The sequence below is a fragment of the Pseudomonas sp. CC120222-01a genome, assembly GCF_003097235.1.
Lineage (GTDB): Bacteria > Pseudomonadota > Gammaproteobacteria > Pseudomonadales > Pseudomonadaceae > Aquipseudomonas.
Genome location: NZ_QEQQ01000015.1, coordinates 82,728 through 98,819 on the forward strand (window position 1 = coordinate 82,728; position 16,092 = coordinate 98,819).

A 16,092-nucleotide genomic window follows, 5' to 3' on the forward strand; every position below is an offset into this window, starting at 1 on the left:
GAAGGGCTCAGGGCTTGCGCAGCAAGCGCTGCAGCTGGCTGTCGAACCAGGCGCCGAAGGCTGGCGTGGGCTGTGCCTCGACAGCCAGGTACCACCAGTCGTCGGCAGCGAAGGCCCGGCATTTCACCGCATCCTTTTCGGTCATGACCAGCGGCAACGACGGGCTGAACGCCAGGCTTTCGGCGCTGAACTGTGCATGGTCGGCAAAGGGATGCGGCACCGGCTGCCAGTTTAGCCCCAGCAGGGTATTGAAGAAACGTTGCGGGTTGCCGATGCCGGCAACCGCGTGCAGGCGCTGGCCCGCAGGAAAAAGATCGAGTTCGCGGCGCTCGCCGCTGCGCAGGTTGACCAGGGCGGACGGTTGCAGGCTGAAACCGAAACCCTTGGTGCTGTCTTCACTGGCGCCGTTGAACAGCACGGCGTCAGCTTCCTGCAGGCGCTCGGCAGGCTCGCGCAGCGGCCCGGCCGGCAGGCAACGGCCATTGCCCAGCCCACGAGCGGCATCGATCAGCACCAGTTCAAGGTCACGGGCCAGGCGGTAGTGCTGCATGCCGTCGTCGCACAGGATCAGGTCCAGTGGTTCGCTGGCCAGCAGCGCCTGCACTGCGGCGGAACGGTCAGGGTCGATCATCAGGGGCACGCCGGTGCGCTGGACGATCAGCAAGGGTTCGTCACCGGCCTGTTCGGCTGGCTGGCTCGCCTCTACCCGCCACGGGTAATGTGGCGGCTTGGCACCGTAGCCACGGCTGACCACACCGACCTTGAGGCCCTGGCGGCGGCAATGTTCGATCAGCCAGAGAATCATCGGCGTCTTGCCGGTGCCGCCCACCGTGATGTTACCCACCACGATGACCGGTACCGGCGCCCGGTAGCTGGCACTTTCACCACTGAGAAAACGCGCACGCTTGCGCGTCACCACGCGCCGGTACAGCGCTTCGAGCGGACGCAGCAGCGCCAGGGCCGGATGCCCGGCGTACCAGGCAGCGAGCAAGCGGTCGGCGAGCGCCATCAAGGTGTCCCCTGGGCGGCCTCGACGGTGGTCATGCGCAGGTGGCTGAAACCGAGCTTGCCGGCAGCATCCATTGCAGTGATCACGGCCTGGTGCGGGGTTTTGCCGTCGGCACTGATGGCCAATGGCAGCTTGTTGTCACCCCCCGACTCGCGCTCGATGGCTTCGGTCAGGGTCGCCAGGTCGCTCTTGGGCAGCAGGTGGTTGTTCACCGAATACACGCCATCGGCGCTGATGGTCACTTCCACCAGCTTGCCCTGATCGGCCGGTGCCTGCTCGGCGCTGGCCGCTTCGGGCAGCTCGACGCGCAACTGCGTCTCGCGGGTGAAGGTGGTGGTGACCACGAAGAACAGCAGCAGGACGAACACCACATCGATCAGCGATGCGAGGTTGATGTCGACGTTCTCCCGCTGGCGATTGCGCCGGAACTTCACGCCTTGCCTCCGGCCACTTCCACTTCGCGGTCGCCCTGGATCACTTCCACCAGCTTGATCGCCTCCTGCTCCATGCCCACCACCAGTTCATCGATGCGGCGCAGCAGGAAGCGGTGGAAGAACACCGCCGGGATACCGACCATCAGGCCGGCCGCAGTGGTGACCAGGGCCTTGGAGATACCACCGGCCAATACCGCTGCGTTGGCGGTCATCTGCGAGCCCATGAAGGCGCTGAAGATATCGATCATGCCCAGCACGGTGCCCAGCAGGCCGAGCAACGGCGCCATCGCGGCGATGGTGCCGAGGGTGCTGATGTAGCGCTCGAGTTCGTGGATGACGCGCGAAGCGGCTTCCTCGATGCACTCTTTCATGATCTCGCGGCCATGGCGCGAGTTGGCCAGGCCCGCGGCGAGGATTTCGCCCAGCGGCGAGTCGGCGCGCAAGGCCTTGAGCTTGTCACTGGTGAGTTGCTTGTCCTTGATCCACATCCACACCTGGCCCAGCAGGTGCGGCGGGGTGACGCGGCTGGCGCGCAGGGTCCACAGGCGCTCGACGACGATAGCCATGGCGGCGATGGAACTCAGAATGATCGGCAGCATCATCCAACCACCGGACTTGACCAATTCCCACACAGTAAACGCCCCTTCGGAAAAAGGCCGCCACTCTACCATAGGCACGGCGAGGGCTCATCTGCCGGAGGTCAGGGAATTGGCAGGCCAGTTTCTGGCTTGGGCTTTGCGGTGGCTGAACTTGCCCGCGAAAGGGCCAGTTCAGCCACCAACAACATCACGCCAGAACCGCCGCTGTCGGCGCACACTCTCAACCTCGCCCTGCCCGCCCAACACCAACCGCAGCGCCCCCTCCACCGCTGTGTCGTGAATGGCCAGCCCATGCCGCCGGTAACGCTCGACCACCTGTGCATGAGGATGCCCGAAACTGTTGTTGCGCCCCCGCGAAATCAGCACGCCACGTGCAGCCGTAGCGCGAATGAACGCCTCGGTGGATGAAGTACGGCTGCCATGGTGCGGCGCTTGCAGCCAGTCGATACGAGGTGCAGCGCTTTGCGCCAGCCAAGCCCGCTCGGCGCCAGCCTCCATATCCCCCGCCAGTAACATCCGCTCGCCCTGCGCCTCAACCATCAGCACACAGGAACGGTCATTGCTACTCTGCCCATCCTCCCAGCGCCATAGCGAAAAGTGCACGCCATCCCATGACCATTGCTCACCACTGGCACAGGGTTGCAACTGCACGTCAGCCAGTGCTTCACCGCCAATTACCCGCTTGACCGGCAAGCCTGCCTGGATGGCCGCAGCGCCCCCCGCATGGTCGGCATGGGCGTGGCTGATCAGCATCAGGTCCAGGTGGTCTACCCCCAGCTTGCGCAGGGCTGGCAGCACCACCCGCTCGCCCAGATCGGTTTCGCCCTTGGCCGGCCCGGCGTCGTAAAGCAGGGTGTGATGCTGCGTGCGCAACAGCATCGACAAGCCTTGGCCGACGTCCAGCTGCCAGATTTCAACCTGCCCATGCGGCACGGGCTCCCTCGGCACCCACAAGGCCAGTAGCATGACCCCGCCCAGCCAACGCAATGGCACACCGCGAGGCAACAGCAACAGCAGCGCCCCGCAACACACCAGCAACCACGCCAACACCGGCAGTGCCGGCGGTATCCATACCGGCCGCCACGCCGCCAGCAAACCCAGCAGGTGGAACAGGATCTCCAGCAAGCCACCTGCGACCCACAGCAGGCCCTCACCAATGCCCGCCAGCGGCAACAACAACGTACCGAGCAATGCCAGTGGCAGCACCGCCAGGCTGACCCAGGGCACCGCCAGCAAGTTCGCTGCTGGCGCACTCAGGCTGACCGGCAATCCCGTAGCCAACAGCACCGGCAACAGACCGACGGCGATCACCCACTGGGCCCGCGTCCACGCCTGCCAGGGGCGCCAGCCGCCAAGCCGTGCAGCAAAGCTGTAGATAAGGATCGCCACCGCCGCGAACGACAGCCAAAAACCGGGGAGCAACGCCGCCAGGGGTTCGGCCAGCAATACCAGGTTCAACGCCAGCAGCAGTGGGAACATCGCTCCCAGCTGACGAAAGCGCAGACGCCACAGCAGCACCACCGCCAGCATCAGGCAGGCGCGCTGCACCGGCACGCCCGCACCGGCCAGCCAGCCGTAGCCCAGCGCCGCAGCCAGCGCCAGGCCGCACGCCCACGGCAACCACGGCCACCCCTGCGGCCAGAGCCCCCAACGCGCCAAACCCGCCACCAAGGCATACAGCAAGCCCGCGACCAGGCCAATGTGTTGCCCGGAAATCACCAGCAAGTGCACCGTGCCAGTCGCTTGCAACGCTTGCCACTGCTCGCGGGCCAGGCCCGCCCCGTCGCCGAGCACCAAGGCTACCAATGCCGCGCCCTGCCCCTGGGCATCGACCTTCAGCAGGCGTTCGCGCAGTGCGTCCCGCCACCCTGGGGTCACTGCGTGTCTCAACTGGCCCGCCTTGACCGTGCCAGTGGCGCCGATGCGGCGAGCCAGCAGCTGCGCCTCGCGATCTGGGCCATACGGGTTCAGCAACCCGGCCGGGCGCTGCAAGGTGACTGCCATGCGCCACTGTTCGCCAGCATGGATGGCCGGGCCATCGAACCAGCTCAGCTGCAGGCGCCTTGGCAGTTCGGCGCGGCGCGAATGCGGCTGCTCCAGTTCAAAGCGCACACCCTGTGCGGTGCGCGTCGGCAATCCGACGACACGGCCTTGCAACCATAGAGTGCGGCCATCCAGCCCGGGGGCCAATCGGTCATCCAGCGCCAGCTGCGCCGACCAGCAGGCCCAGCACAGCCCCAGTAGAAAACAGCCCAGCGGCCACAGGCGGGTGCACGCGCAGGCGCCACCCGCCAGCAACAGCAGTAGCAGCCACCCGACCGACGGCAATACGGGGAGAAAACCCAGGCACAACAGCCCGAGCGCGAGCGCAAACATCCCTGTGCGCATGAGGTAGAGCTCCAGAAGCGGAATCGCTTACTGAGGCATAGACGAAAAGCCGGCATTGCCCGCTAAACAATTGTCACAAACTCTAAACAAGGCTGAACGCGAATAAAGGCATACTTCCCGGATCAACGCTCCGGGAGCCTACATGCCGCGCCGACTTTTCAAACGCTACATGCCGGATCCGACCAGCATTCGGGAACACAAGTCCTTACGCTTTTTCGGCAAGCTGCTGCATGACCCGAACCTCTGGCACCTCAACCGTCATTCGGTGGCGCGGGCCATGGGTGTGGGCCTGTTCGCGGCGTTGATCCCGATCCCCATGCAGATGCTGCTGGCCGCAGCACTGGCGATCCCGGTACGCGGCAACCTGCCGATCGCCGTCAGCCTGGTCTGGCTGACCAACCCGCTGACCATGCCACCGGTGTTCTTCGTCACCTACATGACCGGCGCCTGGCTGATGCAGATCCCGCCGCGCTCCCTGCCCGACGAACTGACCTTCGAATGGATCACCGACCAGTTGGCCAGCCTGTGGCAGCCGTTCCTGCTGGGTTCGGTGGTGTGCGGGGTGGTGCTGGGCGTGGTCGCCTACTTCACCACCCTGCTGTACTGGCGCTGGTGGATTGGCCGGCAGTGGCGCCGGCGCAAGCAACGGCTGTCAGGCGCGCATGCCGCGGCCGCTGACCAGCAGGCGAACGCACAGCACGTAGAGCACAGCAGTGGCCACCAGCATGAAGGTGATCGCCGTGCCAATACTGATGTCCGACACCCCTAGGATGCCGTAGCGGAACGAGTTGACCATGTGCAGCACCGGGTTGGCCAGCGACACGGTCTGCCAGAACGGCGGCAGCAGGTTGATCGAATAGAACACCCCGCCCAGGTAGGTCAGCGGCGTCAGCACGAAGGTCGGAATGATCGAGATATCGTCGAAGTTGCGTGCGAACACCGCGTTGACGAAGCCCAGCAACGAGAAGATGGTCGCGGTCAGCAGCACCACGATGACCGTCACGCCCAGGTGATGCACCTGCAGGTCGGTGAAGAACATCGACAGGATGGTCACGATCACCCCCACCGCCAGACCACGCAGCACGCCACCCAGCACGTAGCCGACCAGAATGGTGTGCGGCGACACCGGCGACACCATAAGCTCTTCGATCGAGCGCTGGAACTTGCTGCCGAAGAAGCTCGACACCACGTTGCCGTAGGAGTTGGTGATCACCGACATCATGATCAGCCCCGGCACGATGTACTGCATGTAGGTGAAGCCGCCCATGTCGCCGATCTGCCGGCCGATCAGGTTACCGAAGATCACGAAGTACAGGACCATGGTGATCGCCGGCGGCAGCAGGGTCTGCGGCCAGATGCGCAGGAAGCGCCGCACTTCGCGGTAGACGATGGTCTGCAGGGCGACCCAGTTGGTGCGCAGTTCCACACTCATACGGCCACCTTCGACAGGTTTTTTTCCACCAGGGACACGAACAGCTCCTCAAGTCGGTTGGTCTTGTTGCGCAGGCTCTGCACTTCGATGTTCTGCAGCGCCAGCTGGCCGAACAGTGCGGTGATGCCAATGTCCTTTTCCACCTGCACTTCCAGCGTATGCGGGGTCAGCAGGCGGCACGGGTAGCCCTGCAACACGGGCGCCGTGGCCAGGTCCCGCTTGAGGTCGAGGACGAAGGTTTCGACATGCAGCTTGCCCAGCAACTGGCGCATGCTGGTGTTCTCGACAATGGTGCCGTGGTCGATGATGCCGATGTTGCGGCACAGCTGCTCAGCCTCTTCCAGGTAATGGGTGGTGAGGATGATGGTGATGCCCTTCTGGTTGAGCTCGGTGAGGAAGCTCCACATCGAACGGCGCAGCTCGATGTCCACGCCGGCGGTGGGCTCGTCGAGAATCAACAGGCGTGGTTCGTGGATCAGCGCACGGGCGATCATCAAACGGCGCTTCATGCCGCCGGACAGCGAACGCGAAGGCACGTCGCGCTTGTCCCACAGGCCCAGCTGGGTCAGGTACTGCTCGGCGCGCTCCTTGGCCACCTTGGCCGGGATACCGTAGTAGCCCGCCTGGGTCACGACGATATCGAAGCACTTCTCGAACTGGTTGAAGTTGAACTCCTGCGGCACCACGCCCAGGCAGCGCTTGAGCGCCGAGGGCTCACGGTCCAGGTCGTGGCCGAACACGTTGACCGTGCCACTGGTCTTGTTCACCAGGGTGGAGAGGATGCCGATGGTGGTGGACTTGCCGGCGCCGTTGGGGCCGAGCAAGGCGAAGAAGTCGCCTTCGGCGACGTCCAGGTCGATGCCCTTGAGGGCCTGGAAGCCGTTGCCGTAGGTCTTGGTCAGCTGTCGGATGGACAGGGCGGAACTCATAGCGGGTCACTTACCGAAGAATTAGGTTCAGGACACGCCAGGGCAGATCACTGGCGCAGTGAGTGCGGCCATGGTGCAAGGCCAGGCCGCACAAGTACAGTCATGTGTATTGATAGTGACTATCGAAACAGCCGTGGTGTTCGATCAGGTCAGCGCGGTCATCACGGCGGCCTGATAAGCCGGGCGGGCCTTGAGGCGCTCATACCAGGCTTCCAGGTGACGCATGGCCGGGCGTTCGATGGGCATTTCGAACCAGGCGTAGACGAAGCTACCCAGTGGGATGTCGCCCATGCCGATCTGGTCACCGGACAGGTACGGCTGTTTGGCCAGGGTTTCATCGGCGATGGCCAGCAACTGGGCACATTGCTTGTGTGCGGCGTTGATTGCCACCCAGTCGCGCTGGTCTTCCGGGGTGCGCAGCAGGCCCCAGAACAGTGGGCGGAACGGGCCGGCGAAGGACGAAGTGGTCCAGTCCATCCATTTGTCGGCCAGGGCACGCTGGCGCGGGTCTTCCAGGTACCAGCCCTGCTCGGTGCCGTATTCGGCGCACAGGTAGCGGACGATGGTGTTGGACTCCCACAGGGTCAGGTCGCCGTCTTCGAGCATCGGTACCAGGCCATTGGGGTTGCGGGCGCGATAATGCGGCTCGTTGACCACGCCGAAGGCGCCACCGGCATCGATCGACTCGAAATCCAGGCCCAGTTCGTGGGCGATCCACAGCGCCTTGCGCACATTGCTCGAATTCTTGCGGCCCCAGATCTTCAGCATGGCAACGTCCTTATGAATGCGGAGGTGGGACAGTCTACTCCAGACATTCATCGCCTGTACCGGCCCTTTCGCGGGCTCGCCCGCTCCCACAGGTATTGCATCGCTTTCAGGCTTGGCGCCGCCCCTGTGGGAGCGGGCAAGCCCGCGAAGAGGCCGGCACAGGCAAACAATCAACTGAAACTCCCACCGCCACACCCTGTCACTGTTCTGACCCTGCCGTTCACAGCGTTGCGTCTAAGCTGTCTGAGACGGCTCAAGCCCCCTGGTTCCAAGGAGGACCGATTATGTTGCTGTTGTGGTTGGTAGTGCTGGTGATCGGCGCGGCGTACCTCACGCACCGGCGCCTGGCGCCCTTGCAGATTCTCGGCATCATTGCAGCCTACGTGCTGCTGATGGGCATTTTCAGCCATGCCCCCGGCTGGCTGCTGACTTTGATCTGGATCGTGCTGGCGCTGAAAACCGCATTGGTGGCGCTGCCGGAGTGGCGGCGCAAGGTGTTCACCGGCCCGGTGTTCAACTGGTTCCAGCGCACCCTGCCGCCGATGTCGCAGACCGAGCGCGAAGCGATCGACGCCGGCACCGTCTGGTGGGATGGCGAACTGTTCAGCGGTCGCCCCGACTGGCGCACCTTGCTCAGCTATCCGGCACCGAAGCTGACCGAGGAGGAACAGGCTTTCATCGATGGGCCGACAGAAGCGTTGTGCGCCATGGTCAGCGACTGGCAGATCGGCCAGGATCTCGACCTGCCGCCCGAAGCCTGGGCGCATATCAAGCAGAACGGCTTCTTCGCCCTGATCATCCCCAAGGAATACGGCGGCAAAGGCTTCTCCGCCTACGCCCACTCCCAGGTAGCAATGAAACTGGCCACCCGCAGCGGCGACCTGGCCTCCACCGTGATGGTGCCCAACTCCCTGGGCCCGGCCGAGCTGCTGTTGCACTACGGTACCGACGAACAACGCAACCACTACCTGCCGCGCCTGGCGCGTGGCGAGGAAATCCCCTGCTTTGCCCTCACCGGCCCGCTGGCCGGCTCCGATGCCGGCGCCATGCCCGACACCGGGGTCGTCTGCAAGGGCCAGTGGCAAGGCGAAGAAGTTATCGGCCTGCGCCTGAATTGGGAAAAACGCTACATCACCCTCGGCCCGGTCGCCACCCTGCTGGGCCTGGCATTCAAGGCCTACGACCCGGACCACCTGCTGGGCGAAGAGGAAACGCTGGGCATCAGCCTGGCCCTGATCCCCACCGATACCCCCGGCGTGGAGATCGGCAAGCGTCACCTCCCCCTGGGCGCCGCGTTCATGAACGGCCCCAACAGCGGCAAGGACGTGTTCGTGCCGTTGAGTTTCCTGATCGGCGGCCAGGCCATGCTCGGCAAGGGCTGGATGATGCTGATGAACTGCCTGTCGGTCGGCCGCTCGATCTCCCTGCCTGCCGTGGGCACCGGTGCCGCCAAGTACACCAGCCTGGTCACCGGCCAATACGCCAATATCCGCGAGCAGTTCAACGTGCCGCTGGCAGCCTTCGAAGGCATCCAGGAATCGCTGGCGCGCATCGGCGGCAACGCCTGGCTGATGGACAGCGCGCGCCTGCTGACCGCCAAGGCCGTGGACCTGGGCGAAAAACCCTCGGTACTGTCGGCGATCCTCAAGTACCACCTGACCGAGCGCGGCCGCGAATGCATCCAGCACGCCATGGACGTGCATGGCGGCAAGGGCATCATCATGGGCCCGAACAATTACCTGGGGCGCAACTGGCAAGGCGCGCCGATCTTCATCACTGTGGAAGGTGCCAACATCCTGTCGCGCAACCTGATGATCTTCGGCCAGGGCGCCATCCGCTGCCACCCGTTCGTACTCAAGGAAATGGCCCTGGCCGGGCGGGAAGACCATGACCAGGCGCTGCGCGAATTCGACGACTTGCTGATGAAGCACATCATGTTCGCTGCCGGCAACGCAGCCAGCACGCTGGTATTCAACCTGGGGCTGGGGCGCCTGGAAAGCGTGCCGGGTGATGCCTTGAGCCAAGGTTACTTCGGCGCCCTCAACCGCCAGGCATCCGCTTTTGCGCTGCTGGCCGACCTGTCGATGATGCTGCTGGGTGGCGCACTCAAACGCCGCGAACGCCTGAGCGCACGCCTGGGTGACGTGCTGAGCTACCTGTACCTGGCCAGCGCCGCGCTCAAGCGCTATCACGACCTCGGCTCACCGGAACACATGCAGCCCTTGCTGCGCTGGGCCATGGAAGAAAGCCTGGGTCAGGCGGAAAAGGCCCTGGACCGGCTGCTGGACAACTTCCCCAACCGCTTTGTCGGCTGCGCCCTGCGCGTATTGGTATTCCCCTTTGGCCGCCGCCATACCGGGCCGAGTGATGAGCTGGATGCCGAGGTGGCGGCATTGATCGGCCGCAGCAAAGGCGATCCTGCACTGGAAGAGCTACTCGCCGGCTGCTTCAGGCCACAGGCTGACGGTGACCCGGTGGCGGCGCTGCAACGGGCCTGCGACTTGCTGGATGAAGCGGCGGCGCTACACAAGGCGCTGCATCAGGCAATCAAGGAAGGCAAGGTGCGGCCGGTACCTGGGCAGTCGGTGATCAATGCAGCTGTTGACGCCGGTGCATTGCAACCTGGCGAAGGGCAGCGCCTGCAGGCAGCGGAACAGGCTCGACGCAAAGTAATCGATGTGGATGCCTTCGACAAGGCGCAGTTACTGCCGGAACAAGCCAAGGTCCGCTGAGGCATGGGGCCGCTTTGCGGCCCCTTCTCCATCCCGCGTATACTCCGCGCCCGTTTCAACCATCCCGAGGACCGCCCCATGGCCAATCCCCACCTGGAATACCACCTGCAACTGCTGAACCACCTGCGCACCATCCTGGTAGCCCTCGGTGAGGCCGAGCAGGTGCCGGAGGAAAGCCACGTCCTGTTCCTCGAACGCTTCGACGAACTGCTGACCTTGCTGCCGCAAGAACCACTGGAAAGCCAGTACCTGGGCCAGGACTTGCTCTGCCAGGTCATCCAGCGCTACCCGCAGATCGCCCATCTGGTGCCGCGCGACCTGTTGTGGTTCTTCGGCGGTGACTGCCTGCACTACATGCCCGACGAAGAGCTCGCGCTGTACCAGCAACTGGAGGAACTGCGCTACGAGGCCTCCGAGCGGGGCGAGCCATTCGACTGGCACCAGCAGAAGCAGCTGCTGAGCCTGCCAAACAACGGCCACAACCACTGACGCCACGCTCCCCTGCCAAACGGCAGGGGACATCGTTGTAAATATCCCCCGATTTGCGCGACTCGGCTTACAGCTAGACGCCGTCGCAGTCCCTACCCTGATCGGCGCACCGGAATCATCCAGTCGCCGTGCGTATGGCGCACGCCAACCCTCAGCGTAGGAACGAGCTTCATGAAAATAAACATAATCCCCCTGGCCCTGGCGTTCGCCAGCACGGCTGCCTTGGCAGCGCCAGAAGTCGGCACCATCAATTTCTATGGCAAAGTAGATGCTGGCAGCCCATGCCCCATCGAGGTCATCGACCCCTCCACGGGCGCCAACCGTATCGAATTGGGCTCCCCCAACTCGGCCCACTTCGCGAACGAGGGCGACAAGTTCGAAGTGCGTGATTTTGCGCTCAAGATCACCCCCAAGCCCGGTGTCTGTACTATCCCGCCAGGCACGGAAGTGGACGTCGTGTTCGCCGCACTAGGCAGCCCTGTCGGCTCGGCAAACGACCTGTATCCGCTGTTGCCGGGTTCCACCCCGGATATCGCCGTCTCGATCCTCGACAAGAACAACACGCGCCTGGCTCCCGGCGATGTCTCGGCAAAATACCAGATAGACGAATTGGTACCCACGCTCATGGCGTTCTCGGCCCATTACGAAGCCATCAAGGTACCGGTTGCCGAAGGGTCCGCGCTGGCCAACGTGAACTTCACCGTCAACCTTCCATAACGCCGCAATCCGGGCACGCAAGTGCCCGACCTTACCCCCGACAATCGCCAGGCCAATCCCATGCCCCTCACATTTCCTCTGCTGCGTTCGGCCGCCTGCCTGTTCGCCCTGCTCGGCTGCCTGAACCACGCCCATGCGGCGCTTACCCTCAGCAACAACCGCATCATCCACCAAAGCGACAAGAACAGCAGTTCGGTCACGGTCGGCAATCATGCCAAGAAAACCTATGCGGCGCAGGCCTGGGTCAATACCGAAGCAGACGATACCACCACCGCCGTGCCGTTGATCGCCTCGCCCGCCCTGTTCCGTATCGCGCCGGGCGACGAGCAAGCGGTGCAGATCAACCGCCTGCCCAACGACCTGCCGCAGGACCGCGAGTCGCTGTTCTTCTTCAACCTGCAGGAAATCCCCCAGACAGAGCCTGGTGAGGCGGGCAATACCCTGAACATTGCGCTGCGCACCCGCATCAAGCTGTTCTACCGGCCTAGCCAGTTGAAGGGCAACCCCCAGAGCCTGCTCAAGGACCTCACCTGGTCAGTGCAACGCATCGAGGGCAAACCGCACCTGGTAGTGGACAACCCAACACCCTTCCACTACACGTTCGGCCTGCTCGAAGTGACCGGCAACGGCAAGTCCGAACAGCTCACAGGACGCGAAATGGTGCCGCCGTTCGGGCGCCAGCGTTACGCGCTCGCCAGCACCGCGCCGTCAGCCAAGCTGTCGGTGACGTTCACCACCTTCAATGATTACGGCGGCGTCAGCCCGGCGATTACCCAGCCTTTGGGCAACATCACACCTTGAGGCAGCCCTTTATTTGAGGGTCAACTTCATGTCTTCGAAGCTGGGAACAAGTGGCCAGGTATGACCATCGTCATAGCTGAGCGTACACCTCACTATCAACTGCGATCCGAGATCCAGCCCCTTCACGAAATCCAGGTCGATGGTCACGTCATCTCGGCTGCCGATACCTCCGGTCACGTCCAGGTCGATCAACTTGTAGCGGGTCAGTACGGGATGAGTGACCCAACCGGAGGGTGTCTTGCCTCTCGCCTCGATCGTGATCCGCTGGTCGGTGGAAATATGCTTCCACTTGGGTATGGTGACCCGAGGGTTGGAGGTCAACGACCACACTTCCAGTGAGTCGCCGGTACGCTCCGGGATCTGCGCCGGGAGCAGCTTGTTAGGGGGTATGGGTAGCACTGTCACCTCACGCTCATCGGAGTCCAGCGTGTCGTCGTGTAAAACGATCCGATACCGCAACTTCACCACCTGGCCTGCCATGGCGACCACATTGCGCATCGGAACAGCATATTCGCGCTGCCCTTCGACCCAGGGTTCGAGCCAGCTTCCGAAACTGCCCTCCTCCCCCAGGAGCAATTCCACATGCTCCCCAGCTTTTATGACCGCGTCCGATGGAATGATCACATCGAGCGGCGCGGAGAACTCCCACAAGGCCAGCTCGACCGAGGTCCTGTCACCCAATGTGGGGGTTTCCAAGGCTGGATTGTGACGCGGCAATGGCTGCGCAGCCACATCCAGGCTCGCTGGCACGGGATAGGGGCTGGAATTGCCAGCGCGGTCGTGGATGCGATAGTGCGCATAGCGCAGACCGTCGAGTCGGTCGCGGATCATCCCGCCCTCATAGACGAACTGCTGGGGCTTGCCAAGGTCGTTTTGGGTCAGCGTCCAGCTGCCGGCCTCATTGTTCTCGTACGGGGCGCTGTCCCAGTAATAGGTGATCACATCCCCCACTTCGGCAACCGCGTAATCAGGTATCAAGGCCAGCAATTGGTCATCGTGGCGGAGCAGGAAATCCTCCGTAAGCTGACCGCCGCCCAAGGTGGGAAACCGCAAGCGCCCATCATCATCGCCCAGTTCGGGTTTCGTCTTGTCGACCGTCACGGTGAGCTCACCCGAGCTCAGTTCGGCGTGGTTCCACACATGCCCTACATAGTGAAACCGTAGTGTCCCCTCCGCGAAGTAGCGAGGCTCGATGTCCACGAAGCGCTCGCTTTCGGGCAAATCCTGCGTCCATTCCCTGTGGCCCACATTGACCTCTTTGCCGTCGATATCGACACAGTAGATATCGACCCACTCGGGCCAATCGGGACTGGGTCTGGAATGGGTCCACAACGTGAATTCGATACGCACCGGACCGGCCAGCGCCTTGATGGGGATCAGGTTAGGCGCCCCACCCGGAATGTTCTCCAGAGCATCCGGAACGACCGGTGCTGGCAGATCCGCGACAATGTCTGCCGATAGAGTGTTTGTCGTACGCATTGGCCTGCTCCCGATCCGCAGCTTAAAAAAAGGGTAGGCCCATTGCCTACCCTGTGTTCAGGTCCTACCAGCTGTAGCGCACCCCGACATTCGCCCCCCAAGGCTGTTCGATGTGATCGCCATTGCTGTAATCGAAATCGGCATGCAATTGCAGCCTTTCGTTGAGCGATACGGCCAGCCCCGCCCCCAGCTCACCGCGCGAGCCGGACAAGTCGTTGTCGAAGCGGTTGTCATTGACCTTGACGTCGTTACCGTTGACGAACTCATGGGCATAAGCCAGGCGCAGGTAAGGCTGCGCAAAGCGGCCCTGGCCCAGATCGAAGGTACGCCCCACGGTGGCACCGACCTTGCCCAGCAGCGAGCGGGTGTCATCACCCTGTGCCTGCAGGCCGTTGTCCAGGTGGTAGTCCTTGCCCTGGATACCGACGGCGGACCATTGGGTATAAGGCGCGACGAAGTAGCCATCGTCCAGCTCGAACTGGCGGCCGAACTCGGCGGACACGCCCAGCCCGAGATTGTTGTAGTCACCTTTGGTGCGCTTGCCGTCGCTCAGGGTCACATCGGACGAATTGTCGAACCGGTTGAGCTTGACCACGCCATCGAAGTAGTAACCGCTTGCGGCGTCCAGCCACGTCCCATACAGGCCCAGGTAGTAACTCTTCACCTCGGCCGAGGCACCGCGCTCAAGGTTCAGGTCCGAGCTGCTGTGGCCCGCCATCACACCCGCCAGCCATTGCCCGTCACCAAACGGCAATACGCCATCAGCGCCGAGCGAGAAGCCTTGCTGGACTTGCTGATAATCACTGCCGGTTGCGGTCGCGACATTGAACTTGTTGCCATAGGCCCTGCCCCAGGCGCCCGACTTGCCTTGGTCCCGACGCACCTCACCCATGCGGCTGCGCAACGTCGTCAGTTCGCCATACCAGACCGTGGGCGAGGTATTGAACAGGGCAAGGACCGAAGCCGTTCCCGGGCTGATGATCTTGCGCGAACCGTCGAGGAACCAATCGTCGCCAAGGTTCTTAAGTTCGTAAGAGAACGCGCCGAGATCGACAGGTCCATTGAGCAACGAAAACTTCAAGTCTGGATCGCCGCCGGCGGCATGAACCAGATGCAACCGGTTTTCTGCCACCGGATCGGCGCCGCTACTACCGACCAGCAGGCTGTGCTGCCCCGTGGCCGAGCCGGTCACGTCGAGGAAATCGGTTTGCCCCGTACTGAAATCGGCATCCATGATGAAGGTACCGTTACCGCTCAGTTCGCCGACGGTCAGGCGCTGGTACTGCCCGGCCTCGCCGAAGCGCACCGAGCCTGCATTCAGGGCCAGGCGGCCCACGCTGCTGTCTTCGACCATGTTCCAGCGCGCCTGGTTGGCCACGGACAAGGCCTCGACATTGTCCAGGCGCCCGGTCAGGCTGGCATGGTTGTCCAGGCTGATGCTGGCGCTGGAGCCCGCTTCCACTTTGACGTCCCCTACCAGGTCACTGGCATCGACCGCCAGGGTCGCCGCCGAGTTGCCCTGTACTTCCAGCAAGACGCCATTGCTGCCTACCAGGTTGGACCCCGCCCCCACCTTGATGTCGGCCTTGGCGGCAAGGCCGGGATCGCCCACGACGATCGCCGACCCGTTCCTGCCCTCAACCGTACTGCCCACCAGGTTGACTTGCGCCGCGTCGCTGAAGGTGTTGTCACCGGATACCTGCACGCCGGCACCGGCCCCCACCAGGTGGCTACCCTGGGCATTCACTACGCCGTTGCCGAACAGCCAAGCCGCATTGGACGTGCCGGTGCCCACCAAAGTACTGCCCTGCAGGTTCAGGACCGAGTTGCCCGAAAGCAGCGCCCCGCCTTGTGCACCTTCCACGTAGCTGTCAACCACGGTGGCCGTGGACCCGTCGAGGTCCCTGCGCTGCAAGCGCAAGCCTGTCCTGTCGCTGACGATCCTCGACCCGCCGTCGATGTTGGCCTTGGCATTGACCAGTGCCACGCCATTGGCACCGTTGGCCGTTACGGTGCTGCCTGTCATCTGCAGGCTCGCCCCCTCACGTACATCGATAGCTTCGGTCGTTGCCTGCTCGGCGATCAGTTTCCCACCCGGGCTGACCCGATAGCTGTCCACCGGGGTGCCCTGGCCGATGTTCAATTCTCCTTCGACCAGCGTCAACGCGTAGGTGGCTGGTGATGCCGTGACCGCCGAGGCCAGCAGCAACGTACGGGCGAGCGGATGCATTCCTGAATATCCAGGAGTCATGGGTTTACCTCGTTAATGCTTCGTTCAAATGAAAGTACGGTTAAGACGAAGTTACGAGCCTACA

Annotated in this window: 14 protein-coding genes; 5 read left to right on the plus strand and 9 right to left on the minus strand. The window is 63.3% G+C overall.

The genetic code is table 11. The features are described 5' to 3' along the window. Positions 1–7 precede the first annotated feature (7 nt). The 4 genes from lpxK to N430_RS19085 all read right to left on the minus strand — a co-directional run bounded on the left by lpxK (position 8) and on the right by N430_RS19085 (position 4,430). Positions 8–1,009: a tetraacyldisaccharide 4'-kinase gene (gene lpxK, locus N430_RS19070; protein ID WP_110638320.1), complete on the minus strand. Its 1,002-nt coding sequence runs from the start codon at positions 1,007–1,009 to the stop codon at positions 8–10. Next, complete coding sequence (locus tag N430_RS19075) at positions 1,009–1,443, minus strand: biopolymer transporter ExbD (protein ID WP_085675533.1); 435 nt, start codon at positions 1,441–1,443, stop codon at positions 1,009–1,011. The genes lpxK and N430_RS19075 overlap by 1 nt, the downstream gene beginning before the upstream one ends. Further along, positions 1,440–2,075: a MotA/TolQ/ExbB proton channel family protein gene (locus N430_RS19080; RefSeq protein ID WP_016391244.1), complete on the minus strand. Its 636-nt coding sequence runs from the start codon at positions 2,073–2,075 to the stop codon at positions 1,440–1,442. Before N430_RS19080 ends, N430_RS19075 begins: the two co-directional genes overlap by 4 nt. A gap of 138 nt (positions 2,076–2,213) precedes the next feature. Further along, positions 2,214–4,430 (minus strand): DNA internalization-related competence protein ComEC/Rec2, encoded by a 2,217-nt coding sequence (locus tag N430_RS19085; protein ID WP_110638319.1) that lies wholly within the window; start codon positions 4,428–4,430, stop codon positions 2,214–2,216. A gap of 142 nt (positions 4,431–4,572) precedes the next feature. Between N430_RS19085 and N430_RS19090 the strand changes: the two genes are divergently transcribed. Beyond that, positions 4,573–5,199 (plus strand): DUF2062 domain-containing protein, encoded by a 627-nt coding sequence (locus tag N430_RS19090; RefSeq protein WP_116583652.1) that lies wholly within the window; start codon positions 4,573–4,575, stop codon positions 5,197–5,199. Here the strand turns inward: N430_RS19090 and N430_RS19095 are convergent. From N430_RS19095 to N430_RS19105, 3 genes are all read right to left on the minus strand, one after another. Further along, on the minus strand, positions 5,083–5,862 hold the full coding sequence (locus N430_RS19095; protein WP_110638318.1) for an ABC transporter permease: 780 nt from the start codon (positions 5,860–5,862) through the stop codon (positions 5,083–5,085). The genes N430_RS19090 and N430_RS19095 overlap by 117 nt on opposite strands. After that, positions 5,859–6,791: an ABC transporter ATP-binding protein gene (locus tag N430_RS19100; RefSeq protein ID WP_110638317.1), complete on the minus strand. Its 933-nt coding sequence runs from the start codon at positions 6,789–6,791 to the stop codon at positions 5,859–5,861. The genes N430_RS19095 and N430_RS19100 overlap by 4 nt, the downstream gene beginning before the upstream one ends. A gap of 144 nt (positions 6,792–6,935) precedes the next feature. Further along, positions 6,936–7,559 carry a glutathione S-transferase gene (locus N430_RS19105; protein ID WP_110638316.1) on the minus strand — a complete coding sequence of 208 codons (624 nt, stop codon included), beginning with the start codon at positions 7,557–7,559 and terminating at the stop codon, positions 6,936–6,938. A gap of 284 nt (positions 7,560–7,843) precedes the next feature. Here N430_RS19105 and N430_RS19110 point away from each other — a divergent pair, with 284 nt between their 5' ends. The 4 genes from N430_RS19110 to N430_RS19125 all read left to right on the plus strand — a co-directional run bounded on the left by N430_RS19110 (position 7,844) and on the right by N430_RS19125 (position 12,298). Beyond that, positions 7,844–10,291, plus strand: a complete 2,448-nt coding sequence (locus N430_RS19110; protein WP_110638315.1) for an acyl-CoA dehydrogenase — start codon at positions 7,844–7,846, stop codon at positions 10,289–10,291. Between the two features lie 78 nt (positions 10,292–10,369). Continuing rightward, entirely contained in the window at positions 10,370–10,780 is a 411-nt protein-coding gene (locus N430_RS19115) for a PA2817 family protein (protein ID WP_110638314.1), read from the plus strand. 171 nt (positions 10,781–10,951) lie between these two features. Then, positions 10,952–11,497, plus strand: a complete 546-nt coding sequence (locus tag N430_RS19120) for a fimbrial protein (RefSeq protein WP_110638313.1) — start codon at positions 10,952–10,954, stop codon at positions 11,495–11,497. Between the two features lie 60 nt (positions 11,498–11,557). Beyond that, entirely contained in the window at positions 11,558–12,298 is a 741-nt protein-coding gene (locus N430_RS19125; RefSeq protein ID WP_110638312.1) for a molecular chaperone, read from the plus strand. A 9-nt stretch (positions 12,299–12,307) separates the two neighbouring features. On the opposite strand, the gene N430_RS19130 is transcribed toward N430_RS19125, so the two are convergent. Together N430_RS19130 and N430_RS19135 are read right to left on the minus strand one after the other, a co-directional pair. Next, positions 12,308–13,777, minus strand: a complete 1,470-nt coding sequence (locus N430_RS19130; RefSeq protein ID WP_110638311.1) for a hypothetical protein — start codon at positions 13,775–13,777, stop codon at positions 12,308–12,310. Between the two features lie 64 nt (positions 13,778–13,841). Then, positions 13,842–16,007, minus strand: coding sequence for an autotransporter outer membrane beta-barrel domain-containing protein (locus tag N430_RS19135; protein ID WP_256592152.1), 2,166 nt, complete (start codon positions 16,005–16,007; stop codon positions 13,842–13,844). Positions 16,008–16,092: the final 85 nt, after the last annotated feature.